The sequence below is a fragment of the Allobosea sp. TAF32 genome, from assembly GCF_052113585.1.
In the GTDB taxonomy this organism is placed as follows: Bacteria; Pseudomonadota; Alphaproteobacteria; order Rhizobiales; family Beijerinckiaceae; genus Allobosea.
Genome location: NZ_JBFRDM010000010.1, coordinates 179,995 through 205,138, shown reverse-complemented (window position 1 = coordinate 205,138; position 25,144 = coordinate 179,995). Strand labels below are relative to the sequence as shown.

Here is a 25,144-nt window from a genome sequence, read left to right as displayed (position 1 = left end):
GACGCTGCCGACGCTGATCTATCGCCGGTTGTCGAGCTTCGGGCCGTCGAGCCTCGGCGAGACGGCGGCGCTCGCCGTGCTGGTCGGCGTCGTGGCGGCGCTCGGCATCGTCGCGGGCGCGCTGGTCGCCCGCCGCCAGCGCGGCAAGGTCGAGATCGAGCGCCCGCTGGAACCGTTCTGGCACCTCGGTGCCGCCCGGCCCTTCGTTGCGGCCGGACTCTGGCTGCTGCTGGCGCTGAAACTGGGCCTGCCGCTGCTCGCCTTGCTCAGCGAGGCCCTGACGCCGGCGCTCGGCGTCGCGCTGTCCTGGCAGACGCTGACCTTCGACAAATTCAGCGAGGTACTGTTCAGGCAGGCCGTGACGATTCGCGCCTTCCGCAATTCGCTGCTCTTCGCCGGCGCGGCCGCCGTGATCCTGGCCTTCGTCGCAATCGCTTTCGCCTATGCGCTGGAACGGCGAATGGGCAAGCTCAGGCGCCCGATCGAACTCATGATCGAACTGCCCTATGCGCTGCCGGGCGTGGTCCTCGCCATCGCCTGCATCCTGATCTTCCTGAAGCCATTGCCGCTGATCGGCGTGAGCATCTACGGCACGCCCTTCATCATCCTCTTCGCCTATCTCGCGCGCTTCCTGCCGCTGGCGCTGAAGGCGCCGGTCGCAGCCATGGCCCAGATCGAGGCGCATCACGAGGAGGCGGCGAAGCTCGACGGCGCCAGTCTCTGGCAGATGCTGCGCTTCATCGTGGCGCCGATCCTGGCCCCCGCAGCGGCCGTCTCGGCGCTCATGGTCTTCCTCGTCGCCTTCAACGAACTGACCGTCTCGGCGTTGCTTTGGTCCTCCGGCACGGAGACGCTCGGCGTCGTGCTGTTCAGCCTCAAGGAGGCGGGTCTCGCCGGCGAAGCGGCGGCCGTCGCCGTCAGCGCCTCCGCCATCATCCTGATCGCGATGCTGACCCTCGACCTGCTCGGGCGGCACTTGCCCCAAAACATCCTGCCCTGGCGCCTCTAGGACACCGCGGCAGGGCAACGCAGTCGCAGCCTGGCCGTGACGGAAAATTAAACTTGAGGACGCCCTAGATGAAGCATGGGTGCTCTTCCGATGCTTCAGTCCAGACAAGATCCGACCATCGACGACCGCAGGATTCTCGTCATCGAGGACTCCCGGACCTTCTCGCTCGCGCTACGTCAGTTTCTCGAAGCGCAGACCGGGTTGCCCGTCACGACCTGCGGCTCGCTCAAGGAGCTCAGCGAGATCATCGTCGCAGCCCCCGCTGCCTACGCGATCGCGGTCGTCGATCTCAACCTGCCCGATGCCCCCCGCGGCGAGGCGCTCGACTGGACGGTCACCCACGGCATTCCCTCGGTCGTCTTCACCGCCACCTTCGATCTCACCACGCGCGGGCGGATCATGGAGCGGGAGGTGATCGACTACGTCCTGAAAGACAACGAACTTGCCCTTCCCAATCTCGTCAACACGGTCAAAAGGGCGCTGAACAACCGAAACACCCGCATCCTCGTCGTCGACGACACACGCACGACCCGCAAGGTGCTGGCCCGGATGCTCGCGATCCAGCAATATGCGGTGGTCGAGGCCGGCTCCGGACAGGAGGCACTGACGATCCTGGAAGCCAATCCGGACATCCAGCTCGTGGTCAGCGACTACTACATGCCCGATATGGACGGCTTCGAATTGGCGCGCCGCATCCGGCGCCTCCATCCGCATGTGCGGCTTCTCGGCATCTCGTCCTCGACCGACCGCAAGACCTCCGCCGGCTTCCTGAAGGCAGGCGCCCATGATTTCGTCTCGCGCCCCTTCGTGCTCGAGGAATTGCAGTGCCGCATCGCCTCCAATGTCGAGACGCTGACGCAGCTGAGGCAGTTGCAGGACCTTGCCGCGCGCGACTTCCTGACCGGCCTGTTCAATCGCCGTCATTTCTTCGAGCGCGGCCGGACGCTGGTGGACGAGGCGCGCGAGATGGGCCTGCCTGTCTCGATCGCCATCCTCGACATCGACCATTTCAAGCGCCTGAACGACCGCTACGGCCATGATGGCGGCGACAGGGCGCTGGCAACCGTGGCACGTGGCCTGAGCGCCTCCGCCGAGCGCGGCTTCAACCTGCTTGCCCGCATCGGCGGCGAGGAATTCGCCATTCTCTTCCCGGGCGCGGAGCTCGCCGAGGCCACCCGGCTCTGCGACGATATCCGGGAGGCCATCGCTCGCGAGCCCCTCGTCGTCGACAACGAAACACTCGCCCTGACGGTTTCGCTCGGTGTGGCCCAGATCGGTGCCGGGGACGAGCTGGACGCCTGTCTCTGCGTGGCGGACCGGGCGCTCTATCTCGCCAAGCAGAACGGCCGGAACCGGGTCTGCGCCGACGCTTGCGAGCCCAGGCCGACCGCCTCTCAATAAGGCGACCCGGTGAAGGATCGTTCGCTTCAGGCGGCGTAACGACGCGCCGGCAGCCCTCGCGCCCGGTGTCGCGAAGGAGCTTGCCGGCTCTGGCCGAATTGATCGCGTCCGATCGTTTCCGCGACGCCTACCGCTGCGGCCGGCCTCTCGTGCCGTCGGACGACCACTGAAAAATCCGTGCGGCTCCCCGCGCCCGCTATTCGGCGGCTGCGCGGTGTTCCACGCGTTGCTCGCCCATCAGCAACGTCCGCGACGTTTTCGCCTCGCGCACGATGAAGTCGACGATGGCGCGTACGCGAGCGACATCCTTCAGATCGGCGTGGACGAGCAGCCAGAAGGAGCGCGTGATCTGCACAGTCGCCGGCAGCACCGGCACGAGACGCGGTTCGCCCTCCGCCATGAAATGATGGATCACGCCGATGCCGGCGCCCGCCACCACGGCATTCATCTGCGCGATGACACTGGAACTCTGGACATGGGCGCGCAGGCCCTTGGCGACCTCGTCGAGATAGTCGAGCTCGGGCGAGAAGATCAGGTCGTCGATATAGCCGATGATACGGTGCTCGAAGAGATCCTCCGGTGCGGTCACCGGCGGCATCGACGCCAGGTATTCCGGCGAGGCGTAGAGGCCGAGACGATAGTCGGAGAGCTTGCGAGCGACGACCTTGCCCTCCTTGGGCGGGGCCAGCGTGATCGCGACGTCGGCCTCGCGCTTCGACAGCGAAAGCAGGCGAGGCATGGCGATCAGCTGGATCTCCAGCCCGGGATAGGATTTCGCGAAGGTTGCCAGCCGTGGCGCCAGGAAGGCGGTGCCGAAGCCATCGGGCGCACCGATCCGGACCGTGCCGGACAAGGCCATGTCGGCGCCGCCGATATCGCTCTGGATCGCGAGCGCCTCGGTCTCCATGCTCTCGGCCTTGGCGAGCAGGCGCTCGCCGTGAGCGGTCAGAGTGTAGCCTTGCGGCCGGCGCTCGAAGAGCTTGGCCTTGAGCGCCTCCTCCAGCGAGGTGATGCGGCGCGAGACCGTGGCATGATCCGCTCCAAGCCGGCGGGCCGCTGCCGTCAGGCGCCCCGAGCGCGCCACGGCGAGAAAGAAGCGCAGATCGTCCCAGTCGAATCGCTCCAAGGCGCCCTCCCTGTATTTGTGTTTTCGCACGACCTACGTTCCACTATCGCTATAGTCGTGCGCAAACGAGAATGGTAGTGAGTCAGCAAGATCACGACACCAGCAATTCGTAGGGAGGGCGCCATGCGTCAGGTTGGACATTTCATCGGCGGCAAGCAGGTCGCCGGCACCTCGGGGCGCAGCTCCGACATCTTTCAGCCGATGGATGGCAGCGTGATCGGCAAGGTCGCGCTCGCTTCCGCCACCGAGCTCGATGCTGCCGTCAGGAACGCCGCCGAGGCGCAGCCGAAATGGGCCGCGGTCAACCCGCAGCGCCGCGCCCGCGTGCTGATGAAGTTCCTCGACCTCATCGCCCAGAACAATGACGAGCTCGCCGAGCTGCTCGCCCGCGAGCACGGCAAGACCATTCCCGACGCCAAGGGCGACATCCAGCGCGGTGTCGAGGTCGTCGAGTATTCGCTCGGCGTTCCCAGCCTGATGAAGGGCGAATTCACCGACGGCGCCGGCCCCGGCATCGACATCTACTCGCTGCGCCAGCCGCTCGGCGTCGTCGCCGGCATCACGCCGTTCAATTTCCCCGCGATGATTCCGCTCTGGAAGCTCGGCCCCGCCATCGCCTGCGGCAATGCCTTCATCCTGAAGCCTTCGGAGCGCGATCCCGGCGTGCCGATGCGCCTGGCCGAGCTCTTCGTCGAGGCGGGCGGGCCTCCCGGCATCCTCAACGTCGTCAACGGCGACAAGGAGGCGGTCGACGCCATCCTCGACCATCCCGAAATCAAGGCCGTCGGCTTCGTCGGCTCGACGCCGATCGCCGAATACATCTACGCTCGCGGCTGCGCGAACGGTAAGCGGGTGCAGTGCTTCGGCGGCGCCAAGAACCACATGGTCATCATGCCCGACGCCGACATGGACCAGGCGGTCGACGCACTGATCGGCGCCGGCTACGGCTCGGCCGGCGAGCGCTGCATGGCGATCTCGGTCGCGGTTCCCGTGGGCAAGGCCACCGCCGACGAGCTGGTGAAGCGCCTGATCCCGCGCGTCGAGAGCCTCAAGGTCGGCCCCTCGACCGATCTCACGGCCGATTACGGCCCGGTCGTCACCAAGGCGGCGATGGAGAAGATCAAGTCCTATGTCGACATCGGCGTGCAGGAAGGCGCGACGCTTGCCGTCGACGGACGCGGCTTCAAGATGCAGGGCTATGAGAACGGCTTCTATGTCGGCGGCTGCCTGTTCGACAACGTCACCAAGGACATGCGGATCTACAAGGAAGAGATCTTCGGGCCGGTACTCTCGGTCGTCCGCGCCGACAGCTATGACGAGGCGCTGAAGCTCACCAACGACCACGAATACGGCAACGGTACCGCGATCTATACCCGCGACGGCGATGCCGCGCGCGACTTCGCCTCGAAGGTGCAGGTCGGCATGGTCGGCATCAACGTGCCGATCCCGGTGCCGCTCGCCTACTACACCTTCGGCGGCTGGAAGCGCTCCGCCTTCGGGGACCTCAACCAGCACGGCCCGGATTCGATCCGCTTCTACACCAAGACCAAGACGGTGACCGCGCGCTGGCCGAGCGGCATCAAGGACGGCGCCAGCTTCGTCATCCCGACGATGAACTGACGCACGGCCGGCGGAGGGGGCGATGGAGCGAATGCTGCGGATCACCGCAACCTCGCTCCCCGCCTACCTTCGCGCGAGCAGGCCCGCCATCAATGCTGCCGGCGCATCGCGATCCGCCGACAGCCCTTCCTCGCTCCGATCCGACGCGAACAGGCCCGGCCTTTCGTCGTGATTGCGCGCGATGATGCGTCGGGACTATCTCACTGATCAGGAGGGCCAGCCTTGAACGCCTTTGCTCTCACCGAAGACCAGGTCGCCATCCGCGACATGGCCCAGGAGTTCGCCGCCGAGACGCTGGCGCCCCATGCCGCGCGCTGGGACGAGGAGAAGCATTTCCCGGTCGAGGAGATGCGCGCGGCCGCCGCACTCGGCATGGGCGGCATCTACATTCAGGAGGATGTCGGCGGCTCCGGCCTCTCGCGGCTCGATGCGGCGCTGATCTTCGAGGCGCTCTCGACCGGCTGCCCGACGGTCGCGGCCTATATCTCGATCCACAATATGTGCGCCTGGATGATCGACCGCTACGGTTCGGACGAGCAGCGCCAGCGCTTCCTGCCGAAGCTCTGCACCATGGAGCATCTCGCCAGCTATTGCCTGACCGAGCCCGGCGCCGGCTCCGACGCCGCCGCTCTGAAGACCAAGGCTGTGCTGGACGGCGACCATTACGTCCTTGACGGCCAGAAGCAGTTCATCTCGGGCGCCGGGGTCTCCGACGTTTATGTCGTGATGGCGCGGACCGGCGAATCCGGCCCTTCGGGCATCTCGACCATCGTGGTCGAGAAGGACACGCCCGGCCTCTCCTTCGGCGCCAATGAGAAGAAGATGGGCTGGAACGCCCAGCCGACGCGCGCCGTGATCTTCGAGAACTGCCGCGTGCCGGTGGCCAACCGGCTCGGCCCGGAGGGCATCGGCTTCAAGATCGCCATGGCCGGGCTCGATGGCGGGCGGCTCAATATCGGCGCCTGCTCGATCGGCGGCGCTCAGGGAGCACTCGACAAGGCGCTGAGCTATGCCAGGGAGCGCAGGGCTTTCGGCTCGGCCATCGCCGATTTCCAGGCGCTGCAGTTCAAGCTCGCCGACATGGCGACGGAGCTGGAGGCGGCCCGCAGCTTCCTCTGGCGCGCCGCGGCTGCGCTCGACGCCAAGACGCCGGACGCGACCAAGCTCTGCGCCATGGCCAAACGCGTCGCCACCGATACCGGCTTCGAAGTAGCGAACGATGCCCTGCAGATCCATGGCGGCTATGGCTACCTGGCCGATTACGGCATCGAGAAGATCGTCCGCGACCTGCGCGTCCACCAGATCCTCGAAGGCACCAACGAGGTGATGCGGATGATCGTGGCGCGCGGGCTGGTCGGCCGGGCGAAGGGCAATTGAGAGAAAACGTCATTCTCGGGAGAGAAGCGCAAACCCGAGGATCTCGTGACCAGAACTGGTTTCCGAGATGGTCGGCTCAAGGCCGACCATGACGACGAGCGAAGGGAGAGAACGACCATGACCAACATCGCCTTCATCGGCCTCGGCAATATGGGTGGCCCCATGGCCGGGAACCTCGTCAAGGCCGGGCACAGCGTCAAAGCCTTCGATCTGGTCGAGGCCTCGCGCAATGCCGCCGCCGAGCTCGGCGTCGGAATCTCCGGCTCGGCAAAGGACGCCGTGGCCGATGCGGAGATCGTGGTGACCATGCTGCCGGCCGGCAAGCATGTGCTCTCGGTCTGGGCCGACATCCTGCCGGTGGTGAAGCCCGGCACGCTGCTGATCGATTCCTCGACCATCGATGTCGAAAGCGCGCGCAAGGCGCATGCGCTGGCGGCCGAGCACGGCTGCCTCTCGCTGGACGCTCCCGTCTCTGGCGGCACCGGCGGCGCCAAGGGCGCAACGCTGACCTTCATGGTCGGCGGCGCGACCGACGCTTTCGACAAGGGCGAGCCGATCCTCGCCAAAATGGGCCGCAAGATCGTGCATTGTGGCGGCGCCGGAAACGGACAGGCCGCCAAGATCTGCAACAACATGATCTTGGGCATCTCGATGATCGGCGTCTCCGAGGCCTTCGTGCTGGCGGAGAAGCTCGGCCTGTCGCATCAGGCGCTGTTCGACGTGGCCTCGACCTCGTCGGGCCAGTGCTGGTCGCTGACGACCTATTGCCCGGTGCCGGGCCCAGTGCCGACCTCGCCCGCCAACAACGACTACAAGCCCGGCTTCGCCTCGGCGCTGATGCTGAAGGATCTGAAGCTGGCGCAGGAAGCCGCGCAGGCGGCCGGGGCCTCGACCCCGCTCGGCGCGGCGGCCGCCCAGCTCTTCGGCCTGCACAACGCCTGGGGCGAAGGCGGCACGGATTTCTCTGGGATCATCCATCTACTCCGCGGCCGCGGAGAGGCCTGAGAGGCGCTTGCGCGGCAGGGTGCCGCGGGTCTAGACCCAAGACATGAACGACGCCCCGCTCCGCCGCGAACGCTCCGCCCTCACCGGGTTCGCGATCAATCGGCTCGACCGGCGCGAGGATCTGCGCAGCAAGCATGATGCGGTGACGGCGCTGCGTCACCGCTCCGACACACGGATCGTGGCGGTGGCCGGCGAAACACCCGTCCTGAAGCGGCTCGAGGGCGAGGCGCTTTCGGTCTGGTTCACGCATGGTGAGACCGAAATGCTCGGCCCCGCCGCCGAGGAAATCTTCCTTGGCATGGCAGAGGACGGCGCGCCGCGCTTCGCCCGCCTGCTCGACAAGGCCCTGATCGAGCCGCTGAAGGAGCGGGCCGAGCTGCTCCTGACCGATCTTCGCTCGGTCGCGCTGAAGCGCATGGTGCCGGAGGAGGAGGTCGGGCCGCTCGGCGAAGCCAAGGCCGTGCTCGACTGGCACGCCCGCCACCGCTTCTGCGCACAATGCGGCGGGCCGGCCGTCGCCGGGGCTGCGGGCTGGCGGCGTGAATGCACCGCCTGCGGCGCGATGCATTTCCCGCGCACCGACCCCGTCGTGATCATGCTGGTCACACGCGGCGAGAACTGCCTGCTGGCACGGCAGGCCCGCTTCGCACCGGGCATGTATTCCTGCATCGCCGGCTTCGTCGAGCCGGGCGAAACGCTGGAGGATGCCGTGCGCCGCGAGAGCTGGGAGGAGGCCGGCCTGCGTGTCGGCAAGGTCCGCTACCTCGCCTCGCAGCCCTGGCCTTTCCCCTCCTCGATCATGGTCGGCTGCATCGCCGAGGCGCTCGGCGACGAGATCACCCTCGATATGACCGAGCTCGAAGCCGGGCGCTGGTTCCCGCGCGAAGAGGTGCTGCAGATGCTGGACGGCGCACATCCCGACGGCCTCGCCTGCCCGCAGCATATCGCCATCGCCAACACGCTGGTGCGGGCCTGGGCGCTCGAAGGCGAGCGGATCTGACACGCTGCGGGCCCTGCGCCATCTCGACTGACGAACAGCCTTTGCGGAGCCTTGGATGACGGACCCGGTCAACGCCTTCGTAGCCGGGCCGCGCGCCCGCATTGCCGGCGATTCCGGCGGCCCGCTGTCCGGACTGACCTTTGCAGTCAAGGATCTGTTCGACGTCGCCGGGCTGCCGACCGGCGGCGGCAATCACGACTGGGCCAAGGCGAACCCCATTCCGACACGCCATGCCTGGGCGGTGCAGGCGCTGCTGGATGCAGGGGCGGATTTCGTCGGCAAGACCATCACCGACGAGGTCTCGCTCGGCATCCTCGGCGAAAACGCGTTCGACGGCACGCCGACGAACAGCGCTGCGCCCGAGCGCGTGCCGGGCGGCTCCTCCTCGGGCTCGGCCGCCGCGGTCGCGGCAGGCCTGTGCGACACCGCGCTCGGAACCGACACGGGCGGCTCGGTGCGGGTGCCGTCGAGCTTCTGCGGGCTCTACGGCATCCGGCCGACGCATGGCCGGCTGGACCTGACCGGGTTGATGCCGCAGGCGCCCGGCTCGGATACGGCGGGCTGGTTCGCGCGCGATGCCGGGACCTTCGCGCGGGTGAGCAGCGTCATGCTGGGCGAAGCGCCCGGACCGCTACCGACGAAGCTCCTGCTCGCCGTCGATGCCTTCGGCTTCGCCGATCCTCAGGTGGCCGAGGCGCTGCGTCCGATGCTCCGGAAGCTTGAGCGGATCATCGGGCCGGCGCGCGAGGAGATCATGGCGCCGCAGGGGCTTTCGGTCTGGGCGCGGGCGCAGCGCAGCCTGCAGCCGGTCGAAGCCTGGCAGACCTTCAAGCCCTGGATCGAGCGGCACAATCCGCGCATGGCCTTCAGCGTCGCGGCCGGGCTGCTCGCCGGCTCGCAGGTGTCGATGAGCGAGCAAAACTGGGCGGCGCTGATGCGCGAAGAAGCGCGGGCGCGGCTGCGCTATCTGCTGCCGCCCGGCACGATCCTCTGCCTGCCGACGACGCCATTCCCGGCGCCGCTGCGCGGCCTGTCGATACCGCAGCTGCAGCCGATGCGCGACCGCATCACCTGTCTCTGCGCCCAGGGCGGACTCACCGGCTCGCCGCAGGTGAGCATCCCCGGCGCGACGGTGGATGGCGCTCCCATCGGTCTCTCGATCATCGGCGGGCGCGGCACCGATGCCAGCCTGATCGCCGTCGCCCAAGCCATGGAAGCAGCCTCGTGACTGACCTGACCCCGAACCGGCCCGAAATCGTCGCCGAGATCAGCGCATTGTTCGAGCGCTACGAACAGGCTCTCATCGACAAGGACGTCGACGTGCTCGACGCCTCCTTCTGGAACAGCCCCTACACCATCCGCTACGCGCTCGGCGAGAACGGCTACGGCTTCGAGGAGATCCACGGCCACCGCGTCGCGCGGCCGCCGGGACCGGGCATCAAGGAAAAGCGGATCCGGCTGGAGATTCTGACGCTGGGCCGCGACCTGGCCACGGTCAACCTCGAGTTCAAGGTGCGCGGGCGCGAAATCATCGGCCGCCAGAGCCAGACCTGGGTGCGTTTTCCCGATCTCGGCTGGAAGGTCGTCTCGGCCCATGTCTCGACGATGGAGGGCCCGCGCCCCTGGTAAAGTGGCGCCCGTCTTTACCACTCCTTAACCATCAAGGGCGCCCCCTTGCATGGTCCTGGGGCTTTGGGGGGCTCGGAAAGGACCGTGACCATGCACGACCTCGATCCTGAGCACGCCGCCGTGGAGCAGCTCGTCGGTCTGCCTGTCGCCGATGTCGAACGCGACCTGATTCTCGCCACGTTGCGGGAAACCGGCGGCAATCGCACGCATGCCGCCAATCTGCTCGGCATCGCGATCCGCACACTGCGCAACAAGATCAACAGCTATGGGGCGGAGGGCTACGAGGTGCCGGAGCCGCCCCAGGGCTCGGTTTCGTGAGCCCCCGGCGAAAGCGGGGGGCTCGCCGACCAGCGTTTCCTACTCCGCCGGTTCCTCGATGGTGGAGCGAAACTCGCTGGCGGGATAGACGCCCATGATCTTCATCTCCTTGGAGAAGAAGGTGAGTTCGTCGAGCGCGCGCCTCAGCGCCGGGTCGTCGGGATGGCCCTCGACATCGGCATAGAACATCGTCGCCGAGAACAGGCCGTCGACCATGTAGCTTTCCAGCTTGGTCATGTTGATGCCGTTGGTGGCGAAGCCGCCCATCGCCTTGTAGAGCGCGGCCGGGATGTTGCGGACGCGGAACATCAGCGTCGTCACGGTCTTGCCCGCGCCCTGGCGGGCATATTCCGGATATTTCGAAAGCACGACGAAGCGGGTGGTGTTGTGCTTCTCGTCCTCGATATCCTCCATCAGGATGTTGAGGCCGTAGACATCCGCCGCGATGCGGGGGGCGATCGCCGCGCGGGTCAGGTCCTTGGCCTCGGCGACCTGCCGGGCGGAGCCGGCGGTGTCGGCCGCAACCTCGGCCTTGAGGCCGAGCTTGCGGATGATCTTGCGGCACTGACCGAGCGCGTGGATATGGCTCTGTACGGTCTTCACCGTCGCCAGCGTCGCGCCCTCGACGCCCATCAGATGGAAGCGGATCGGCAGGAAATGCTCGCCGATGATGTGCAGGCCGGAACGCGGCAGCAGGTGATGGATATCGGCGACCCGGCCTGCGATCGAATTGTCGATCGGGATCATGCCGTAGCGCGCCTTGCCGTCGCTCACAGCGGCGAGAGCATCCTCGAAGGTAGCGCAAGGCAGAAGCTCGCAGTCCGGAAACACCTGGAGAGCCGCCTGCGAGGAGAAGGCTCCGGGCTCACCTTGGTAGGACACGACGAAGGACATGGGGACTCTCAGGCTCCTCAGCTTCTTGTTTTGACGCAATTCCGAACGCAAAGCCGCGATGCGGTCTTGCTGGAACGGCCTTAGCGGGACTTCAGGATCGCGCGGGCGCGATCGAGATCGGGGGGCGTGTCGACGCCGCGCGGCACATGGTCGATGACCATGACGTCGATGCGCATGCCGTCCTCGAGCGCGCGCAGCTGCTCGAGCTTCTCACGCAGTTCCAGCGGCGATTGCGGCAGGCTGACGAAGCGATCGAGTGCGGCACGGCGATAGGCGTAGAGGCCGACATGGTGATAGAGCGGCCCCTCTCCTGCCGGCGCGGTAGCGCGCGTAAAGTAAAGCGCACGCATGTGGCCCGGCGCGATCTCGCTGCCGATCAGCTTCACCACGCTCGGCGCGACCTTCTCTTCCTCGTCGGTGATCACGCCTGCAAGCGTCGCGATATCCACAGCCGGATCGGCGAGCGGCTTCACCGCCGCGGCGATGGCCGAGGGTTCCAGCGTCGGGAAATCGCCCTGCACGTTGACGATGATGTCGTAGCGCCGCTGCGGGTCGAGGATATCCGCGGCTTCCTTGATGCGGTCCGAGCCGGTCTGGTGGCCGGCGCTGGTCATCACCGCCTTGCCCCCGGCCGCCTCGACGGCGGCGGCGATCTCGGGCGCATCCGTCGCCACGGCGACGTCGCCGGCGCCGGATTCGATAGCCCGGCGCCAGACATGCACGATCATCGGCTCGCCGTTGATGTCGGCGAGCGGCTTGCCGGGCAAGCGCATTGCCTGCATGCGGGCGGGGATCAGGATCAGCGGATTCGACATGTTTGTGGGCGGGCTCGACAGGGAGGCTGCTGGTTGCGGCGGACGGCGTCAAAAAGTCTCAAAGCGGAGCGTGCTTATACGAGTTGCAATGAAGCGCGCAAAGCGGTTAAGCAACGGCGGAGGCTGGAGGCTTTCGAGACTCCGGCTATGCGCTACTCGTCTCCCGGGCCTCGGCCGCGGAGGGCACCAAGGTTCGGATACGATGAATATCGAAGCCAACAAGATCGCCGGCGCGGTTCTTTCCACGCTGCTTGTCGTGATGAGCCTCAACATGGCGGCGGGCATCGTCTTCGCGCCGAAGAAGCCGGCCGTTCCGGGCTTCGATCTGCCGAGCGAGGAGCCGGCCGCCGCGGGTGGTGGCGCCCCTGCAGCCGCCGCTGAGGAGCCGATCGCCGTTCGCCTCGTCAAGGCCGACCCGGCCAAGGGCGAGAAGGCCACCGGCGCCTGCAAGGCCTGCCACACCTTCGAGAAGGGCGGCGCCAACAAGGTCGGCCCGCATCTCTTCGGCGTCTTCGGCCGCAACGAGGGCTCCGTCGAGGGCTTCGGCTATTCGGCCGCGATGAAGGGCCGCAACGACAAGAACTGGGACGCCGACGCGCTCGACCACTTCCTGAAGAACCCGAAGGCTTACGTGCCCGGCACCGCCATGGCCTTCGCCGGCATCAGCAAGCCCGAGACCCGCGCCGACGTCGTCGCCTATCTGAATTCGCTGGCGGATTCGCCGCAGCCGCTGCCGAAGCCCTGATCGGCGGGAGCTGCGACCATTCGCTACGACAAGCCGGGCTTTTGCCCGGCTTTTTGTTTGGCCCTCGCCTTGCTCCCGCCTTCGGCTTGCCCGCACAATCCGGCTAATGCCGGCTCTTGCCGACCATTGCCGTAACCCTCGGCTCAGGCGAGATAGGACAACGGCGAATCAGACGGAGACGCGAAACGATGGCGATGCGCATCACACGCCGCAGATTGCTGGAAGCCGCAGGCACTGCTGCGGTCGCGGGCGCCCTGCCCGGCCTTTCCGGAGCGGCGCTGGCGCAGGACGCCGAATCGCACGGGCTTTCGACTTTCGGCGAGCTCGCCCTGCCGCCCGATTTTCCGCATTTCGCCTATGTGAACCCCAAGGCGCCGAAGGGTGGCCTGCTCACCGTCCAGATCAAGCGCGCAGGCGGAAACCAGAGCTTCGACACCTTCAACACGCTCAACACCTTCGTGCTGCAAGGCGATGGCGCGGCTGGCATGGATGCCTGCTTCGACAGCCTGATGGCGGGCTCGGGCGACGAGCCCGGCTCGCTCTACGGGCTGCTGGCCAAGAGCGTCGCAGTATCGCCGGACAAGCTGACCTATCGCTTTCGCCTGCGGCCGGAAGCGCGCTTCCATGACGGCTCACGCGTCACGGCGCGCGATGCCGCCTTCTCGATGAATATCCTGAAGGCCAAGGGCCATCCGTCTTACCGGCTCCTGCTCAACGAGCTCGCCTCGTCGCAAGCCGAGGGTGACGACATCCTCGTGGTGACGCTCTCGCCGAAGCGCGGACGCGACCTGCACCTCGTCGTCGCCGGCCTGCCGGTCTTCTCCGAGAAATACTGGTCGACGCGGGATTTCACAGCCTCGACCCTGGAGCCACCGCTGGGCTCGGGCGCCTACAAGGTCGGGCGCTTCGAGCAGGGCCGCTTCATCGAATTCGAACGCGTACCGGACTATTGGGGCAAGGATCTGCCGGTCAATATCGGCACCAACAATTTCGACCGGGTGCGCTGGGAGTATTTCCGCGACCGGCAAGTGGCTTTCGAGGCCTTCAAGGCAGGGGCCATCACCTTCCAGGAGGAATTCACCTCGCGCATCTGGGCCACGGGCTACGACTTCCCGGCAGTCCATGAAGGCAAGGTCAAGAAGGAGGCCCTGCCGAAAACCGAGCCCGTCGGCTCGCAGGGCTGGATCTACAATACGCGGCGCGAGAAATTCGCCGATCCGCGCATCCGCGAGGCGCTCGGCCTCGCCTTCGACTTCGAATGGACGCGCAAGACCATCATGTTCGGCTCCTATGAGCGCATGACGTCCTATTTCGAGAATTCGGATTCCAAGGCGGTCGGCAAGCCCTCGCCGGAGGAGTTGGCGCTGCTCGAGCCCTGGCGGGGCAAGGTGCCGAACGAGGTCTTCGGCGAGCCCTTCCTGCCGCCGGTCTCGGATGGCTCGGGCAGCGATCGCAACCTGCTGCGCAAGGCCGACGAAATGCTGCGCGCCGCCGGCTGCAAGCGCGACGGCAATGTGCTGAAGCTGCCGAACGGCCAGCCCTTCGAGATCGAGTTCCTCGACTCCTCCCCGGCGCTGCAGCCGCATACGCAGCCCTTCCAGGCCAATCTCAAGCGGCTCGGCATCAACGCCACCTCGCGCCTCGTCGATCCCGCGCAGTATCAGCGCCGCCTCGACGAGTTCGATTTCGACATCATCAGCCGGGCGCTTTCAGGCGGCGCGATCCCCAGCGACACGCTCAGCATCGTCTATGGCTCGGAAGCGGCGAAGACCAGAGGCTCGCGCAATGCCGCCGGCATCAGCGACCCCGCCATCGACGCGATGATCGAGAAGGTCGGCCAGGCCAAGAGCTATGCCGAGGTCGTCGTCACCGCCAAATGCCTCGACCGGCTGCTGCGGGCGGGGCGCTACTGGATTCCGATGTGGTGGAACGACGAGGAATGGCTGGCCTATTGGGACATGTACGACCGGCCGGCGACCAAGCCGAAATTCTCCTCCGGCGCGCCGGCGATCTGGTGGTACGATCCCGAGAAGGCCAAGCGGATCGGAAAGGCGTGACGCGGGCATGCTGAGCTATATCGTCCGGCGCCTCGCGCTGATGGTGCCAACGCTGTTCGGCATCCTGTTCGTCTCCTTCGTCATCGTGCAATTCGCGCCGGGCGGGCCGGTCGAGCGCGTGATCTCTCAGCTCCAGAACCCCAACAGCGGCGCGGCCGATCGTGTCGGCGGCGGCCAGATGGGCGATGCCGGCGCGCAAAGCGAGGCATCAGCCTATCGCGGAGCGCAGGGGCTCGACCCCGCCTTCATCAAGGAGTTGGAAAAGCAGTTCGGCTTCGACAAGCCGGCGCATGAGCGCTTCCTGAAGATGCTCGGCGACTATGCCCGCTTCGATTTCGGCCGCAGCTATTTTCGCGATGCCCCCGTACTGCAGCTGATCAAGGAGAAGCTGCCGGTCTCGATCACGCTCGGCCTGTGGATGACCCTGCTCTCCTATGCGATCTCGATCCCGCTCGGCATCCGCAAGGCCGTGAAGGAAGGCTCGCGCTTCGACACCTGGACGAGCGCCGTCGTCATCGTCGGCTATGCCATTCCGAGCTTCCTCTTCGCGATCCTCCTGATCGTGCTCTTCGCCGGCGGCTCCTTCTGGCAGATCTTCCCGCTCAGGGGCCTCACCTCCGACAACTGGGGGGAGCTCAGCCTCTTCGGGAAGGTGACGGACTATCTCTGGCACATCACGCTGCCGGTTCTGGCGATGGCGCTCGGTGCCTTCGCCACCTCGACGCTACTGACCAAGAACTCATTCCTCGACGAGATCAGGAAGCAATACGTCCTGACCGCGCGGATGAAGGGCCTCAGCGAGCGCGGCGTGCTCTACGGCCATGTCTTCCGCAATGCGATGCTGATCGTGATCGCCGGCTTCCCCGGTGCCTTCGTGCATGCGCTTTTCGCCGGTGCGCTCCTGATCGAGACGATCTTCTCGCTCGACGGGCTTGGGCTGCTGTCCTTCGAGGCGATCGTCAACCGCGACTATCCCGTCGTCTTCGCCAATCTCTACATCTTCTCGCTGATCGGCCTCGTCGTGCATCTGATCACCGACCTGACCTATAGCTGGGTCGATCCCCGCATCGATTTCGAGAGCCGGGAGGCGTGAGCATGAGCGACACGCTGATCGACGCCCCGCCCCCGGCCCTGCGCAGCGACATCCCGCTCGCGCCGGCCGAGGCGACGCAGGGCTGGCTCAAGCTCTCGCCGATCAACCGGCGCCGGCTCAACAACTTCAAGGCGAACAGGCGGGGCTGGTGGTCGCTCTGGCTCTTCCTCGCCCTGTTCCTGCTCTCGCTCGTCGCCGAGTTCATCGCCAACGACCGGCCGCTCGTCGTGCGCTACAAGGACGAATGGCTGTTCCCCATCGCGGTGAACTATCCCGAAGAGAAGTTCGGCGGCTTCCTCGCCACCACCGACTATCGCGACCCGGTCATCGCCAAGGAGATCGCGGCCAACGGCTTCGCGATCTGGCCGCCGATCCGCTACTCCTACCGCACGCATAATCTCGACCTGCCGGTGCCCGCCCCGGCCCCGCCGACCTGGATGCTCAAGGACGAGCAATGCAAGCCGATCGCGGAGCGCAATGGCGGTTCAACTTGCCGCGACCTCGAATGGAACTGGCTCGGCACCGACGATCAGGGCCGGGACGTGGTCGCGCGGCTGATCTACGGCTTCCGCATCTCCGTGCTGTTCGGCCTCATTCTCTGTGCCTTCTCGTCGGTGATCGGCATCGCGGCAGGCGCGATACAGGGCTATTTCGGCGGCTGGACCGACCTGATCTTCCAGCGCCTGATCGAGATCTGGACCTCGATACCCGCGCTCTATTTGCTGATCATCGTGGCCGCGATCATCACGCCCGGCTTCTTCGTGCTGCTCGGCATCCTCCTGCTGTTCTCCTGGGTCGCCCTGGTCGGCGTCGTGCGCGCCGAGTTCCTGCGGGCGCGCAATTTCGAATATGTACGGGCGGCGCGCGCACTCGGACTCTCCAACCGCACCATCATGTGGCGCCACCTGCTGCCCAACGCCATGGTCGCTACGCTGACCTTCCTGCCCTTCATCCTCAACGGCTCGATCACCACCCTGACCTCGCTCGACTTCCTCGGCTTCGGCCTGCCGCCGGGCTCCCCTTCGCTGGGCGAGCTGCTGGCACAAGGCAAGGCGAACCTTCAGGCGCCCTGGCTCGGCCTCTCCGGCTTCATGGTGATCGCACTGATGCTGTCGCTGCTGATCTTCATCGGCGAAGCCGTGCGCGACGCCTTCGACCCGCGGAAGACCTTCGCATGAGCGCGCCGCTTCTCTCCGTCGAGGACCTCTCTGTCGCCTTTCGCCAGGGCGGGCGGGAGACGCTCGCGGTCGATCATGTCTCCTTCTCTATCGCCAAGGGCGAGACGCTGGCGCTGGTCGGGGAATCCGGCTCCGGCAAGTCGGTCTCGGCCCTGTCGATCCTGAAGCTCCTGAACTATCCGGCGGCGCATCACCCCTCGGGCAAGGTGCTGTTCAACGGACAGGACCTGATCGCCGCCGACGAAGACGCGATGCGCAAGGTGCGCGGCAACGACATCACGATGGTGTTCCAGGAGCCGATGACCTCGCTCAACCCGCTGCACAGCATCGAGCGCCAGATCGGCGAGATCCTCGAACTGCACAAGGGCTTACGCGGAGAGAAGGCCCGCGCCCGCACCCTGGAGCTGCTGGAACTGGTCGGCATCCGCGACGCGCGGAGCCGGCTGGACGCCTATCCGCACCAGCTCTCCGGCGGCCAGCGCCAGCGCGTGATGATCGCGATGGCGCTCGCCAACGAGCCGGAGTTGCTGATCGCCGACGAGCCGACCACGGCGCTCGACGTCACCGTGCAGGCCCAGATCCTGAAGCTGCTCAAGGAGCTTCAGGCACGGCTGGGCATGGCGATGCTGTTCATCACCCATGATCTCGGCATCGTCCGCCGCATCGCCGACCGGGTCTGCGTGATGCTGAAGGGCAAGATCGTCGAGCAGGGACCGGTCAGCGAGATCTTCGCCAATCCGCAGCACGACTATACCAAGCGCCTGCTCGCCGCAGAGCCGAAGGGACGCCCCTCCCCTGTCCCGACGGACGCTGCGACGCTGCTCGAAGCCGGGCCGGTCAAGGTCTGGTTCCCGATCAAGTCCGGCATGCTGCGCCGCGTGACCGGCCATGTGAAGGCGGTCGACGGCATCTCGGTAAAGGTCCGCGAGGGTGAGACGCTGGGCATCGTCGGGGAATCCGGCTCGGGGAAGACCACACTGGGGCTGGCGATCCTCCGACTGATCGCCTCTGAGGGGCCGATCGTCTTCCTCGGCGACCGCATCGACGGGCTCTCAAGCGAGCAGGTGCGGCCGAAGCGCAAGAACCTCCAGGTCGTCTTCCAGGACCCCTACGGCTCGCTCTCGCCGCGCATGTCGGTGGCGGAGATCGTCGCTGAGGGGCTCGCCATCCAGCAACCCGACCTCACCTATCAGCGCCGCCGCGAGATCGTGGCGCAGGCGCTCGCCGATGTGGGCTTGGATCCGGCGGCGATGGACCGCTATCCGCACGAGTTCTCCGGCGGCCAGCGCCAGCGCATCGCCATTGCGCGGGCCATGGCGCTCGATCCGAAATTCGTGGTGTTAGACGAGCCGACCTCGGCACTCGACATGTCCGTGCAGGCTCAGATCGTCGAATTGCTGCGCGGCCTGCAAACTAGGCGCAAACTGGGCTATCTCTTCATCAGCCACGACCTCAAGGTCGTGCGGGCGCTGTCGCATCGGGTGGTGGTGATGCAGAACGGCAAGGTGGTCGAGGAAGGCCCGGCAGAGGCGATCTTCGCCCAGCCGCGCGAGGCCTATACGCAGGCGCTGCTGGCGGCCGCGCTCAACCTCGATACCGCCAATGGCGGCTCGGTGAGGGACTGACCATGGCTCGTGCCCTCCTGATCGTGCTGGATTCGGTCGGCTGCGGCGGCGCGGCCGATGCAGCCGTCTATGGCGATGCCGGCTCCGATACGCTCGGCCATATCGCCGAAGCCTGCGCGGACGGGCGGGGCGACCGCGAAGGACTGCGCAGCGGTCCATTGCAGCTGCCGAACCTCGTGAGGCTCGGCCTCGCTCATGCCTGCGAAGCTTCGACCGGCCGCCCGCTCGCCGGCGCCGCCAAGCCGGCGCGACCGGAGGGCCGCTGGGGCTATGGCGTCGAGGTCAGCCAGGGCAAGGACACGCCGTCCGGCCATTGGGAGATCGCCGGTTGCCCTGTGCCGTTCCAATGGGGCTATTTCACAGACCTTGAGAACTCCTTTCCGCCGGAGCTGATCGCCGGCATCGTCAAGGAAGGCGCGCTGCCCGGCATCCTCGGCAGCAAGCACGCCTCTGGCACGGTGATCATCGAGGAGCTTGGAGCCGAGCATATCCGGACGGGCAAGCCGATCTGCTACACTTCGGTCGATTCCGTTCTCCAGATCGCGGCGCACGAGGAGCATTTCGGGCTCGACCGGCTCTATGCGCTCTGCAAGGTCGTGCGCGGTCTCGTCGATCCGCTGCGGATCGGGCGCGTGATCGCGCGGCCCTTCATCGGCTCGCCGGAAGAGGGCTTCACCCGCACGGGCAACCGCAAGGACTTCGCCATCCCGCCGCCGGATGAGACACTTCTCGATCGACTGACGGCGCAGGGTCGCACGGTCGTCACCATCGGCAAGATCGGCGACATCTTCGCCCATCGCGCTACCGGCACCGAGATCAAGCCCTTCGGCAATGCGGCCATGGTCGAGGCGGCGCTCGAAGCCTGGGACGGGCTGCACGATGGCGGCTTCTGTTTCGTGAACCTCGTCGATTTCGACACCGAATACGGCCATCGGCGCGACATTCCGGGCTATGCGGCGGCGCTGGAAGCCTTCGACCGGCTTCTGCCCCATATCGAAGCCGCGCTGAGGCCGGGCGACATCGCCGTCATCACAGCCGACCACGGCAACGATCCGAGCTGGCCCGGCACCGACCATACCCGCGAGCACGTGCCGATCCTCGCCTTCGGGCCAGGTATCGCGCCGGAGCCGCTCGGTCGGCGCGAAAGCTTCGCCGATATCGCGGCGAGCCTTGGCGTCTTCCTCGGCGTCGGACCGGTCGGGCCCGGCCGCCACTGGTAGTCAGGCAGCGGCGACCCGATTGCAGAAGCTCGCGACCTCGCGGCGGATATCCTGCGCCTGCTGAGCCAGCACGTTCGCGGCACCCTGAAGCTGCTGAGCGGCGCCATGGGTCTGTTGCGTCATGACCTCGAAGCCGCCGGCGACGTCGGCGCTTTGCTGTGCTCCCTGGAAGGACAGCCGCACCTGATGCGCGATTTCGGCGGTTGCCCGGCTTTGCTCGCCGACGGAAAGCGCGATCGCATCGGCGACGCTCTCGACCTCGCCGATCGACTCGACGATCTCGCGGATGGCCTTGAGCGAACGCTGTGAAGCCTGCTGCATCGCGCCGATCTGGTGCGAGATCTCGTCGGTCGCCTTCGCGGTCTGGGAAGAGAGCGTCTTCACCTCGCTGGCGACGACTGCGAAACCGCGCCCCATCTCTCCGGCACGCGCCGCCTCGATCGTAGCATTGAGCGCGAGCATGCTGGTTTGTGCCGCGATGCCGCGAATGATCTCGACCACGGCGCCGACATTCTCGCTGCTATGCGCGAGATTCTCGATTTCCGCACTGGCATGGCGCGCCAGCGAGGCGGCCGATTTCGCGCCATCGGCGGAATGGCCGGCGTTGCGGCCGATCTCGCCGATCGAGGCGACGAGCTCCGTGCTCGCCGCCGAGAGATGCTCGATGCTCTCCATCGTACCCGCCGCCGAGGCGGAAACCAGCGCGGTCTGCCGCCGTACCTGATCGGAGGTGCTGGTCAAGGCGCCGGCCTCGGTCTTCATCGCGACAGCGGAATGATCGAGCACCGCCATGGCCTGCTCCATCTGGACATGAAAACCAGATACGACATCGCGCAGTTTTCCGGCCCGGCGACCCAGCTCTTCCGCCAGATTGCGTTCCTTCTCGCCTGCGACGCGCTCGCGCTCGGCCACAGCTTCGGCCCGCGCGAGATTCGCCTCGTTCATCGTGAACATGCGCTGCAGGATCACCGCCAACATAGCAAGGAAGGACGTTTCGATGACGACGATCACTGCATGCAGCAGAACCCTGAGCAAGCTGCCGCCCTGATAGAACACCGCAGCCGGCAAGACATATTGCAGGACGAGATGATGCAGCGCCGTCAGCAAGGCGCCCAACACGATCGGCCGCCAGTCGCAGAACCCTGCGAGCAAAGCCAGGATCGCGAAATAGTACATATGCATGTCCGGCTGCCAGGAATTGCCGGCAAAGCTGAAGACCAGCATCGAGACCTGCCCGATCAACATCGTCGCGATGACGAGCTGGGTCACGATCGCCGGCCCGTTCAGGCGGTAGCACGCCAGCGCCAGAAGAGCGGCCAAAGCCGCTACCGCGACGGAAACGAGCCCGGTCTCGTCATGGGCCCAGAAAGCCAGCGCGAGAAGCGGCACATGCAGGAATCCGAGCGCGAGCAGGACCTGCGCTACCCTGCGGCGAACGGTGGAAAGCGACCATATCATCGCGAGGGTTCCATCGCGGCGGAGGCATCGAGGCAGCCGGCCAGGCCTGTCAGAACAAGCGAGAACCAGGCGCCCGGCGGGAGCGCGGCCGCAACATCGGCCGGGGCCGTGGGCGCGACCACGACGATCGAAGGCAGCCGCCCGCTGCGCAGGACGCGATGACCCGTCGCAAGGCTGAGGGAAATCGCTTCGGCCGCACTGACCCAGGGCGGAAAGACGATCGCCCCGGGCACTTTGCCGTCCTGCGCGCGCGGCAGGCTTGCCATGGCTCCGACGCTGACGATCAGGCAAAGGCAGACAACCGCGAGGCCACCGGAAAACGACAGCCTATCCTCGCGCGACGCGCAAGGCTCCGGGACGGGGACTGAAGGCATAGGCTGGAACCAATGTGAGACGGCCGCTCGCCGGAACCCAAGCGGAACTGCGTAAAATTTCACTTAAACGCTTCATCTGCTTGCGATGAGGGGCGGCGCCGGCACGGGCGCGGCCGCCCGCTCGACCTGATCCTCAATGGGTTGCGCGCAGCCTCGACCTGGCTAGACGGATCGGCCGAGGCGCATGCGCTGCGGGGCAGCGCATGCGCCTCTTAGCGCTGGAGACGCTGCTTGATCCGCTTGATCAGCGTGTCGCGGACTTCGCGATAGGCTTCGAGCTTCTGCTCGCGCGAGCCCTGGAACACCGTCGGATCGACGGTCGGCCAGTATTCGACCTCGGCGGCGTGGGTGCGGGTGAGCTCCAGCGCCTTGTGATGCGCCTCGGGCGAGAGCGAGATGATCAGGTCGAAGTTGAGCCCTTCCCACTCCTCCAGCTCCTCGACCGATTTCGGCTTGTGGCGGCTGAGATCGATGCCGATCTCGTCGAGAACCGCGAGCGCGAACCCATCGGGTTCGCCTTTGCGGGCACCGGCCGACTGGACATAGATCGACTTTCCGAAGAAGTGCTTGGCCAGCGCCTCGGCCATGGGCGAGCGCACGGCGTTCATCGCACACATGAACAGCACGCTCTGGATCTTGCGCGGCAGGCCCTGCGCCGCATCGTCTTCACGCGAACCGGCTTCCACCTCGCCTGAAGAGATCCTGTGCTCCAAGCGCGTCAGCCCTTCCAGTGGAGGGCATAGATCAGCGTGAAGAGGCGGCGGGCCGTGTCGAAATCGATCTCCACCTTGTTGGCGAGTCGCTCGGCCAGGATGCCGGCCGCCTCGTCGTGGAGGCCGCGCCGGCCCATGTCGATCGCCTCGATCTGCGTCGGCGTCGCCGTGCGGATCGCGGCGTAGTAGCTCTCGCAGATCAGCTCGTAGTCCTTGATGATGCGCCGGAACGGGCTGAGCGAGAGATGGTGGGTAACGACGGCCGCGCCGTCCGCTTCCTTGACCTCGAAGACGAGGCGCCGCTCGACCATGGCGAGATGGGCGAGATAGGGCCCGCCATCATGCTCCGGCACGACGAAGCGGTTGCGCTCGATCAGGTCGTAGATCGCGACCGCGCGCTCATGCTCCTGATCGGGCGAGCCGCGCCCCAGCGAGTTCTCGTCGAGTGTGACGCCGACAAGGCACTGCTTGTTGGAAGTCGAAACGTCGGGCATCGCCCCTCCCGCTGCGGCGTCGCTCAGTGACCGACGCTCAGAGATTGAGCCTGATCGTCACGGATCGGCCATGCGCCTGCAACCCCTCCGATTCGGCGAGTTGCGTCGCGGCCGAAGCCAGGGCCCGCAGGCCATCGGGGCCGCATTTCAGCAGCGAGGTTCGCTTCATGAAGTCGCCGACGCCGAGGCCCGATGAGAAGCGCGCCGAGCGCGCCGTCGGCAGCACATGGTTGGGGCCGCCGACATAGTCGCCGATCGCCTCGGGCGTATGACCGCCGAGAAAGATCGCCCCGGCATTGCGGATGAGGCCGGCCAGGCGCTCGGGCTCGGCCGTCATGATCTCGAGATGCTCGGGCGCGATGCGGTCCACCAGCGGCACGGCCGCTTCGAGATCGGCGACCAGCAGGATGGCACCGAATTCCTGCCAGCTCCTGCCGGCGATCTCGGCGCGCGGCAGCGTCGCGAGCTGGGCCGCGACCGCCTTCTCGACCTCGGCAGCGAGCGCGGCATCGTCCGTCATCAGGATCGACTGGGCCGAGACGTCATGCTCGGCCTGCGCCAGCAGATCGGCCGCGATCCAGTCCGGATTGGCGGTGCGATCGGCGATCACCAGCACTTCGGACGGGCCGGCGATCATATCGATACCGACCTGGCCGAAGACGCGGCGCTTGGCTGCCGCGACATAGGCGTTGCCGGGGCCGACGATCTTGGCGACCGGCGCGATGCTTTCCGTGCCATAGGCGAGCGCCGCGACGGCCTGAGCACCGCCGATGCGATAGATCTCGTCGACACCGGCGAGCCGCGCAGCCGCGAGCACGAGCGGATTGGTTTCGCCGCGCGGTGTCGGGGCGACCATGACGATGCGCGGCACGCCGGCGACTTTGGCGGGGATCGCGTTCATCAGCACCGAAGATGGGTAACTCGCCGTGCCACCGGGCACATAGAGACCGACCGCCTCGATCGCGCTCCAGCGCCAGCCGGCTTCGACGCCCGCGGCATCCTTGACCCAGGAATCCGTCGGCTTCTGGCGTTCGTGGTAGGTGGCGATGCGTTCGCGGGCGGTCTCCAGCGCCACGAGCAATTCGGCGGAGCAGGCAGCAACTGCGGCGTCGATCTCGGCTTCGTCGACGCGCAGTGTCCCCGGTGTGAGGTCCAGCTTATCGAAGCGGCTGGTGTAACCGATGAGCGCGGCGTCGCCCTTTGCGCGCACCTCGGCGATCATATCGGCCGCGATCCGATCGACCTCCTCAGAGACCTCACGCTTGGCGGACAGCAGAGCGGCGAAGCCTTCTGCGAAACCTGCGTCCCTGTCGTCGAGCCTGATCGGCATTGGCATCCTCGGGCTTATCCGGATTTATAGCCGTCATTCCGGGCGTAGCGCAGCACAAGCCCGGAATCCATCATGGCAGCCCAGGCCTTCGACGGATCCTCGGTCGGCGCCGCTTGGCGGCCTGTCCAGGATGACGGCGCGTTCTTAGACGAAGGCTGTCGCGGCTTGAAGCCGGCAGGGCCGGAAAACTGGCGAGCGAGCCGCCTCGTCAGGCGCCGTTGGGATGGCCGGGCGTCGCCACGGCTTCCCAGACCGGCCCGAGGTCCTTCATCTGGGCCTCCACGCATTCGACGGAGAGGCGGATCGCGGCGCCTTCGGAGAAATTCAGCGTTACGTCACCAGCGGGATCATCACCCTGGTCGAAGGTGATGGCGAGAAGGTTCAGCACCTTGTCCGGATCGTTCTTGTCGAGCTTGGCGCTGCGCACCGAGAGCACCCGGTCGAAATGCAGCGCCGCCAGCCGGCGACGGCGCTTGCCGTGCTGCGCCCCCTCCCAGTCGAACCGGCGCAAAGCGAGCGCAAAGCGCTTCTCGGCCGGCAGGTAGCGAAGATCGGCGGCCTTCAGCACCGCGTCCTGAAGATGCGCCGAGACGACCGCGAGATCGTCTGCATCGAGCGCGATGAGCTTAAGTGGATCGGCGGCATCGTCTGACATGATCGTGT

Annotated in this window: 24 protein-coding genes; 15 read left to right on the top strand and 9 right to left on the bottom strand. The window is 66.6% G+C overall.

All coding sequences use genetic code 11. The annotated features are described in order from the left end of the window. Both AB4Z16_RS23355 and AB4Z16_RS23350 read left to right on the top strand, forming a co-directional pair. The coding region (locus AB4Z16_RS23355) for an ABC transporter permease (protein WP_441513704.1) at positions 1 to 1,009 on the top strand (1,009 nt) is incomplete at its 5' end. Between the two features lie 90 nt (positions 1,010 to 1,099). Next, positions 1,100 to 2,410 carry a GGDEF domain-containing response regulator gene (locus tag AB4Z16_RS23350; protein WP_441513703.1) on the top strand — a complete coding sequence of 437 codons (1,311 nt, stop codon included), beginning with the start codon at positions 1,100 to 1,102 and terminating at the stop codon, positions 2,408 to 2,410. 196 nt (positions 2,411 to 2,606) lie between these two features. On the opposite strand, the gene AB4Z16_RS23345 is transcribed toward AB4Z16_RS23350, so the two are convergent. Beyond that, positions 2,607 to 3,536 carry a LysR family transcriptional regulator gene (locus AB4Z16_RS23345; RefSeq protein ID WP_441513702.1) on the bottom strand — a complete coding sequence of 310 codons (930 nt, stop codon included), beginning with the start codon at positions 3,534 to 3,536 and terminating at the stop codon, positions 2,607 to 2,609. A gap of 123 nt (positions 3,537 to 3,659) precedes the next feature. Here AB4Z16_RS23345 and AB4Z16_RS23340 point away from each other — a divergent pair, with 123 nt between their 5' ends. The 7 genes from AB4Z16_RS23340 to AB4Z16_RS23310 all read left to right on the top strand — a co-directional run bounded on the left by AB4Z16_RS23340 (position 3,660) and on the right by AB4Z16_RS23310 (position 10,485). After that, complete coding sequence (locus tag AB4Z16_RS23340; protein WP_441513701.1) at positions 3,660 to 5,156, top strand: CoA-acylating methylmalonate-semialdehyde dehydrogenase; 1,497 nt, start codon at positions 3,660 to 3,662, stop codon at positions 5,154 to 5,156. A gap of 222 nt (positions 5,157 to 5,378) precedes the next feature. After that, positions 5,379 to 6,533 (top strand): isobutyryl-CoA dehydrogenase, encoded by a 1,155-nt coding sequence (locus tag AB4Z16_RS23335; RefSeq protein ID WP_441513700.1) that lies wholly within the window; start codon positions 5,379 to 5,381, stop codon positions 6,531 to 6,533. A gap of 117 nt (positions 6,534 to 6,650) precedes the next feature. After that, the gene (gene mmsB / locus AB4Z16_RS23330; RefSeq protein ID WP_441513699.1) at positions 6,651 to 7,538 is read left to right on the top strand and encodes a 3-hydroxyisobutyrate dehydrogenase; all 888 of its coding nucleotides are present in this window, start codon (positions 6,651 to 6,653) and stop codon (positions 7,536 to 7,538) included. Between the two features lie 43 nt (positions 7,539 to 7,581). Beyond that, complete coding sequence (nudC, locus tag AB4Z16_RS23325) at positions 7,582 to 8,538, top strand: NAD(+) diphosphatase (protein WP_441513698.1); 957 nt, start codon at positions 7,582 to 7,584, stop codon at positions 8,536 to 8,538. 55 nt (positions 8,539 to 8,593) lie between these two features. After that, positions 8,594 to 9,766, top strand: coding sequence for an amidase (locus AB4Z16_RS23320; protein WP_441513697.1), 1,173 nt, complete (start codon positions 8,594 to 8,596; stop codon positions 9,764 to 9,766). After that, positions 9,763 to 10,167 (top strand): oxalurate catabolism protein HpxZ, encoded by a 405-nt coding sequence (gene hpxZ, locus AB4Z16_RS23315; RefSeq protein WP_441513696.1) that lies wholly within the window; start codon positions 9,763 to 9,765, stop codon positions 10,165 to 10,167. The genes AB4Z16_RS23320 and hpxZ overlap by 4 nt, the downstream gene beginning before the upstream one ends. A gap of 90 nt (positions 10,168 to 10,257) precedes the next feature. Further along, positions 10,258 to 10,485 carry a helix-turn-helix domain-containing protein gene (locus AB4Z16_RS23310; protein WP_441513718.1) on the top strand — a complete coding sequence of 76 codons (228 nt, stop codon included), beginning with the start codon at positions 10,258 to 10,260 and terminating at the stop codon, positions 10,483 to 10,485. A 39-nt stretch (positions 10,486 to 10,524) separates the two neighbouring features. Here AB4Z16_RS23310 and AB4Z16_RS23305 read toward each other — a convergent pair whose 3' ends face one another. Both AB4Z16_RS23305 and AB4Z16_RS23300 read right to left on the bottom strand, forming a co-directional pair. Further along, complete coding sequence (locus AB4Z16_RS23305; protein ID WP_441513695.1) at positions 10,525 to 11,379, bottom strand: prephenate dehydratase; 855 nt, start codon at positions 11,377 to 11,379, stop codon at positions 10,525 to 10,527. 80 nt (positions 11,380 to 11,459) lie between these two features. Beyond that, positions 11,460 to 12,194 (bottom strand): 3-deoxy-manno-octulosonate cytidylyltransferase, encoded by a 735-nt coding sequence (locus AB4Z16_RS23300; RefSeq protein WP_441513694.1) that lies wholly within the window; start codon positions 12,192 to 12,194, stop codon positions 11,460 to 11,462. A gap of 202 nt (positions 12,195 to 12,396) precedes the next feature. Between AB4Z16_RS23300 and AB4Z16_RS23295 the strand changes: the two genes are divergently transcribed. The 6 genes from AB4Z16_RS23295 (at position 12,397) to AB4Z16_RS23270 (ending at position 20,112) form a co-directional block, all read left to right on the top strand. Next, positions 12,397 to 12,939, top strand: coding sequence for a c-type cytochrome (locus AB4Z16_RS23295; protein ID WP_441513693.1), 543 nt, complete (start codon positions 12,397 to 12,399; stop codon positions 12,937 to 12,939). A 188-nt stretch (positions 12,940 to 13,127) separates the two neighbouring features. Continuing rightward, complete coding sequence (locus tag AB4Z16_RS23290; RefSeq protein ID WP_441513692.1) at positions 13,128 to 14,996, top strand: extracellular solute-binding protein; 1,869 nt, start codon at positions 13,128 to 13,130, stop codon at positions 14,994 to 14,996. A 7-nt stretch (positions 14,997 to 15,003) separates the two neighbouring features. Beyond that, entirely contained in the window at positions 15,004 to 16,089 is a 1,086-nt protein-coding gene (locus AB4Z16_RS23285) for a microcin C ABC transporter permease YejB (RefSeq protein WP_441513691.1), read from the top strand. Between the two features lie 2 nt (positions 16,090 to 16,091). Beyond that, positions 16,092 to 17,267 (top strand): ABC transporter permease, encoded by a 1,176-nt coding sequence (locus AB4Z16_RS23280; RefSeq protein ID WP_441513690.1) that lies wholly within the window; start codon positions 16,092 to 16,094, stop codon positions 17,265 to 17,267. Continuing rightward, a complete protein-coding gene (locus tag AB4Z16_RS23275) occupies positions 17,264 to 18,892 on the top strand; it encodes an ABC transporter ATP-binding protein (protein WP_441513689.1) in 1,629 nt (542 codons plus the stop codon). The genes AB4Z16_RS23280 and AB4Z16_RS23275 overlap by 4 nt, the downstream gene beginning before the upstream one ends. 2 nt (positions 18,893 to 18,894) lie before the next feature. Then, on the top strand, positions 18,895 to 20,112 hold the full coding sequence (locus AB4Z16_RS23270; protein WP_441513688.1) for a phosphopentomutase: 1,218 nt from the start codon (positions 18,895 to 18,897) through the stop codon (positions 20,110 to 20,112). Here AB4Z16_RS23270 and AB4Z16_RS23265 read toward each other — a convergent pair whose 3' ends face one another. The 6 genes from AB4Z16_RS23265 to AB4Z16_RS23240 form a co-directional block, all read right to left on the bottom strand. Continuing rightward, positions 20,113 to 21,570: a methyl-accepting chemotaxis protein gene (locus tag AB4Z16_RS23265; protein WP_441513687.1), complete on the bottom strand. Its 1,458-nt coding sequence runs from the start codon at positions 21,568 to 21,570 to the stop codon at positions 20,113 to 20,115. It abuts the gene before it with no gap. Then, entirely contained in the window at positions 21,567 to 21,836 is a 270-nt protein-coding gene (locus AB4Z16_RS23260) for a hypothetical protein (RefSeq protein ID WP_441513686.1), read from the bottom strand. The genes AB4Z16_RS23265 and AB4Z16_RS23260 overlap by 4 nt, the downstream gene beginning before the upstream one ends. Positions 21,837 to 22,156: 320 nt before the next feature. Then, entirely contained in the window at positions 22,157 to 22,561 is a 405-nt protein-coding gene (locus AB4Z16_RS23255) for an arsenate-mycothiol transferase ArsC (protein WP_441513717.1), read from the bottom strand. A gap of 101 nt (positions 22,562 to 22,662) precedes the next feature. Next, positions 22,663 to 23,151, bottom strand: coding sequence for a UPF0262 family protein (locus tag AB4Z16_RS23250; RefSeq protein ID WP_441513685.1), 489 nt, complete (start codon positions 23,149 to 23,151; stop codon positions 22,663 to 22,665). 37 nt (positions 23,152 to 23,188) lie between these two features. Beyond that, positions 23,189 to 24,481 carry a histidinol dehydrogenase gene (hisD, locus tag AB4Z16_RS23245; protein ID WP_441513684.1) on the bottom strand — a complete coding sequence of 431 codons (1,293 nt, stop codon included), beginning with the start codon at positions 24,479 to 24,481 and terminating at the stop codon, positions 23,189 to 23,191. A gap of 208 nt (positions 24,482 to 24,689) precedes the next feature. Next, a complete protein-coding gene (locus AB4Z16_RS23240; RefSeq protein ID WP_441513683.1) occupies positions 24,690 to 25,136 on the bottom strand; it encodes a DUF2948 family protein in 447 nt (148 codons plus the stop codon). Positions 25,137 to 25,144: the final 8 nt, after the last annotated feature.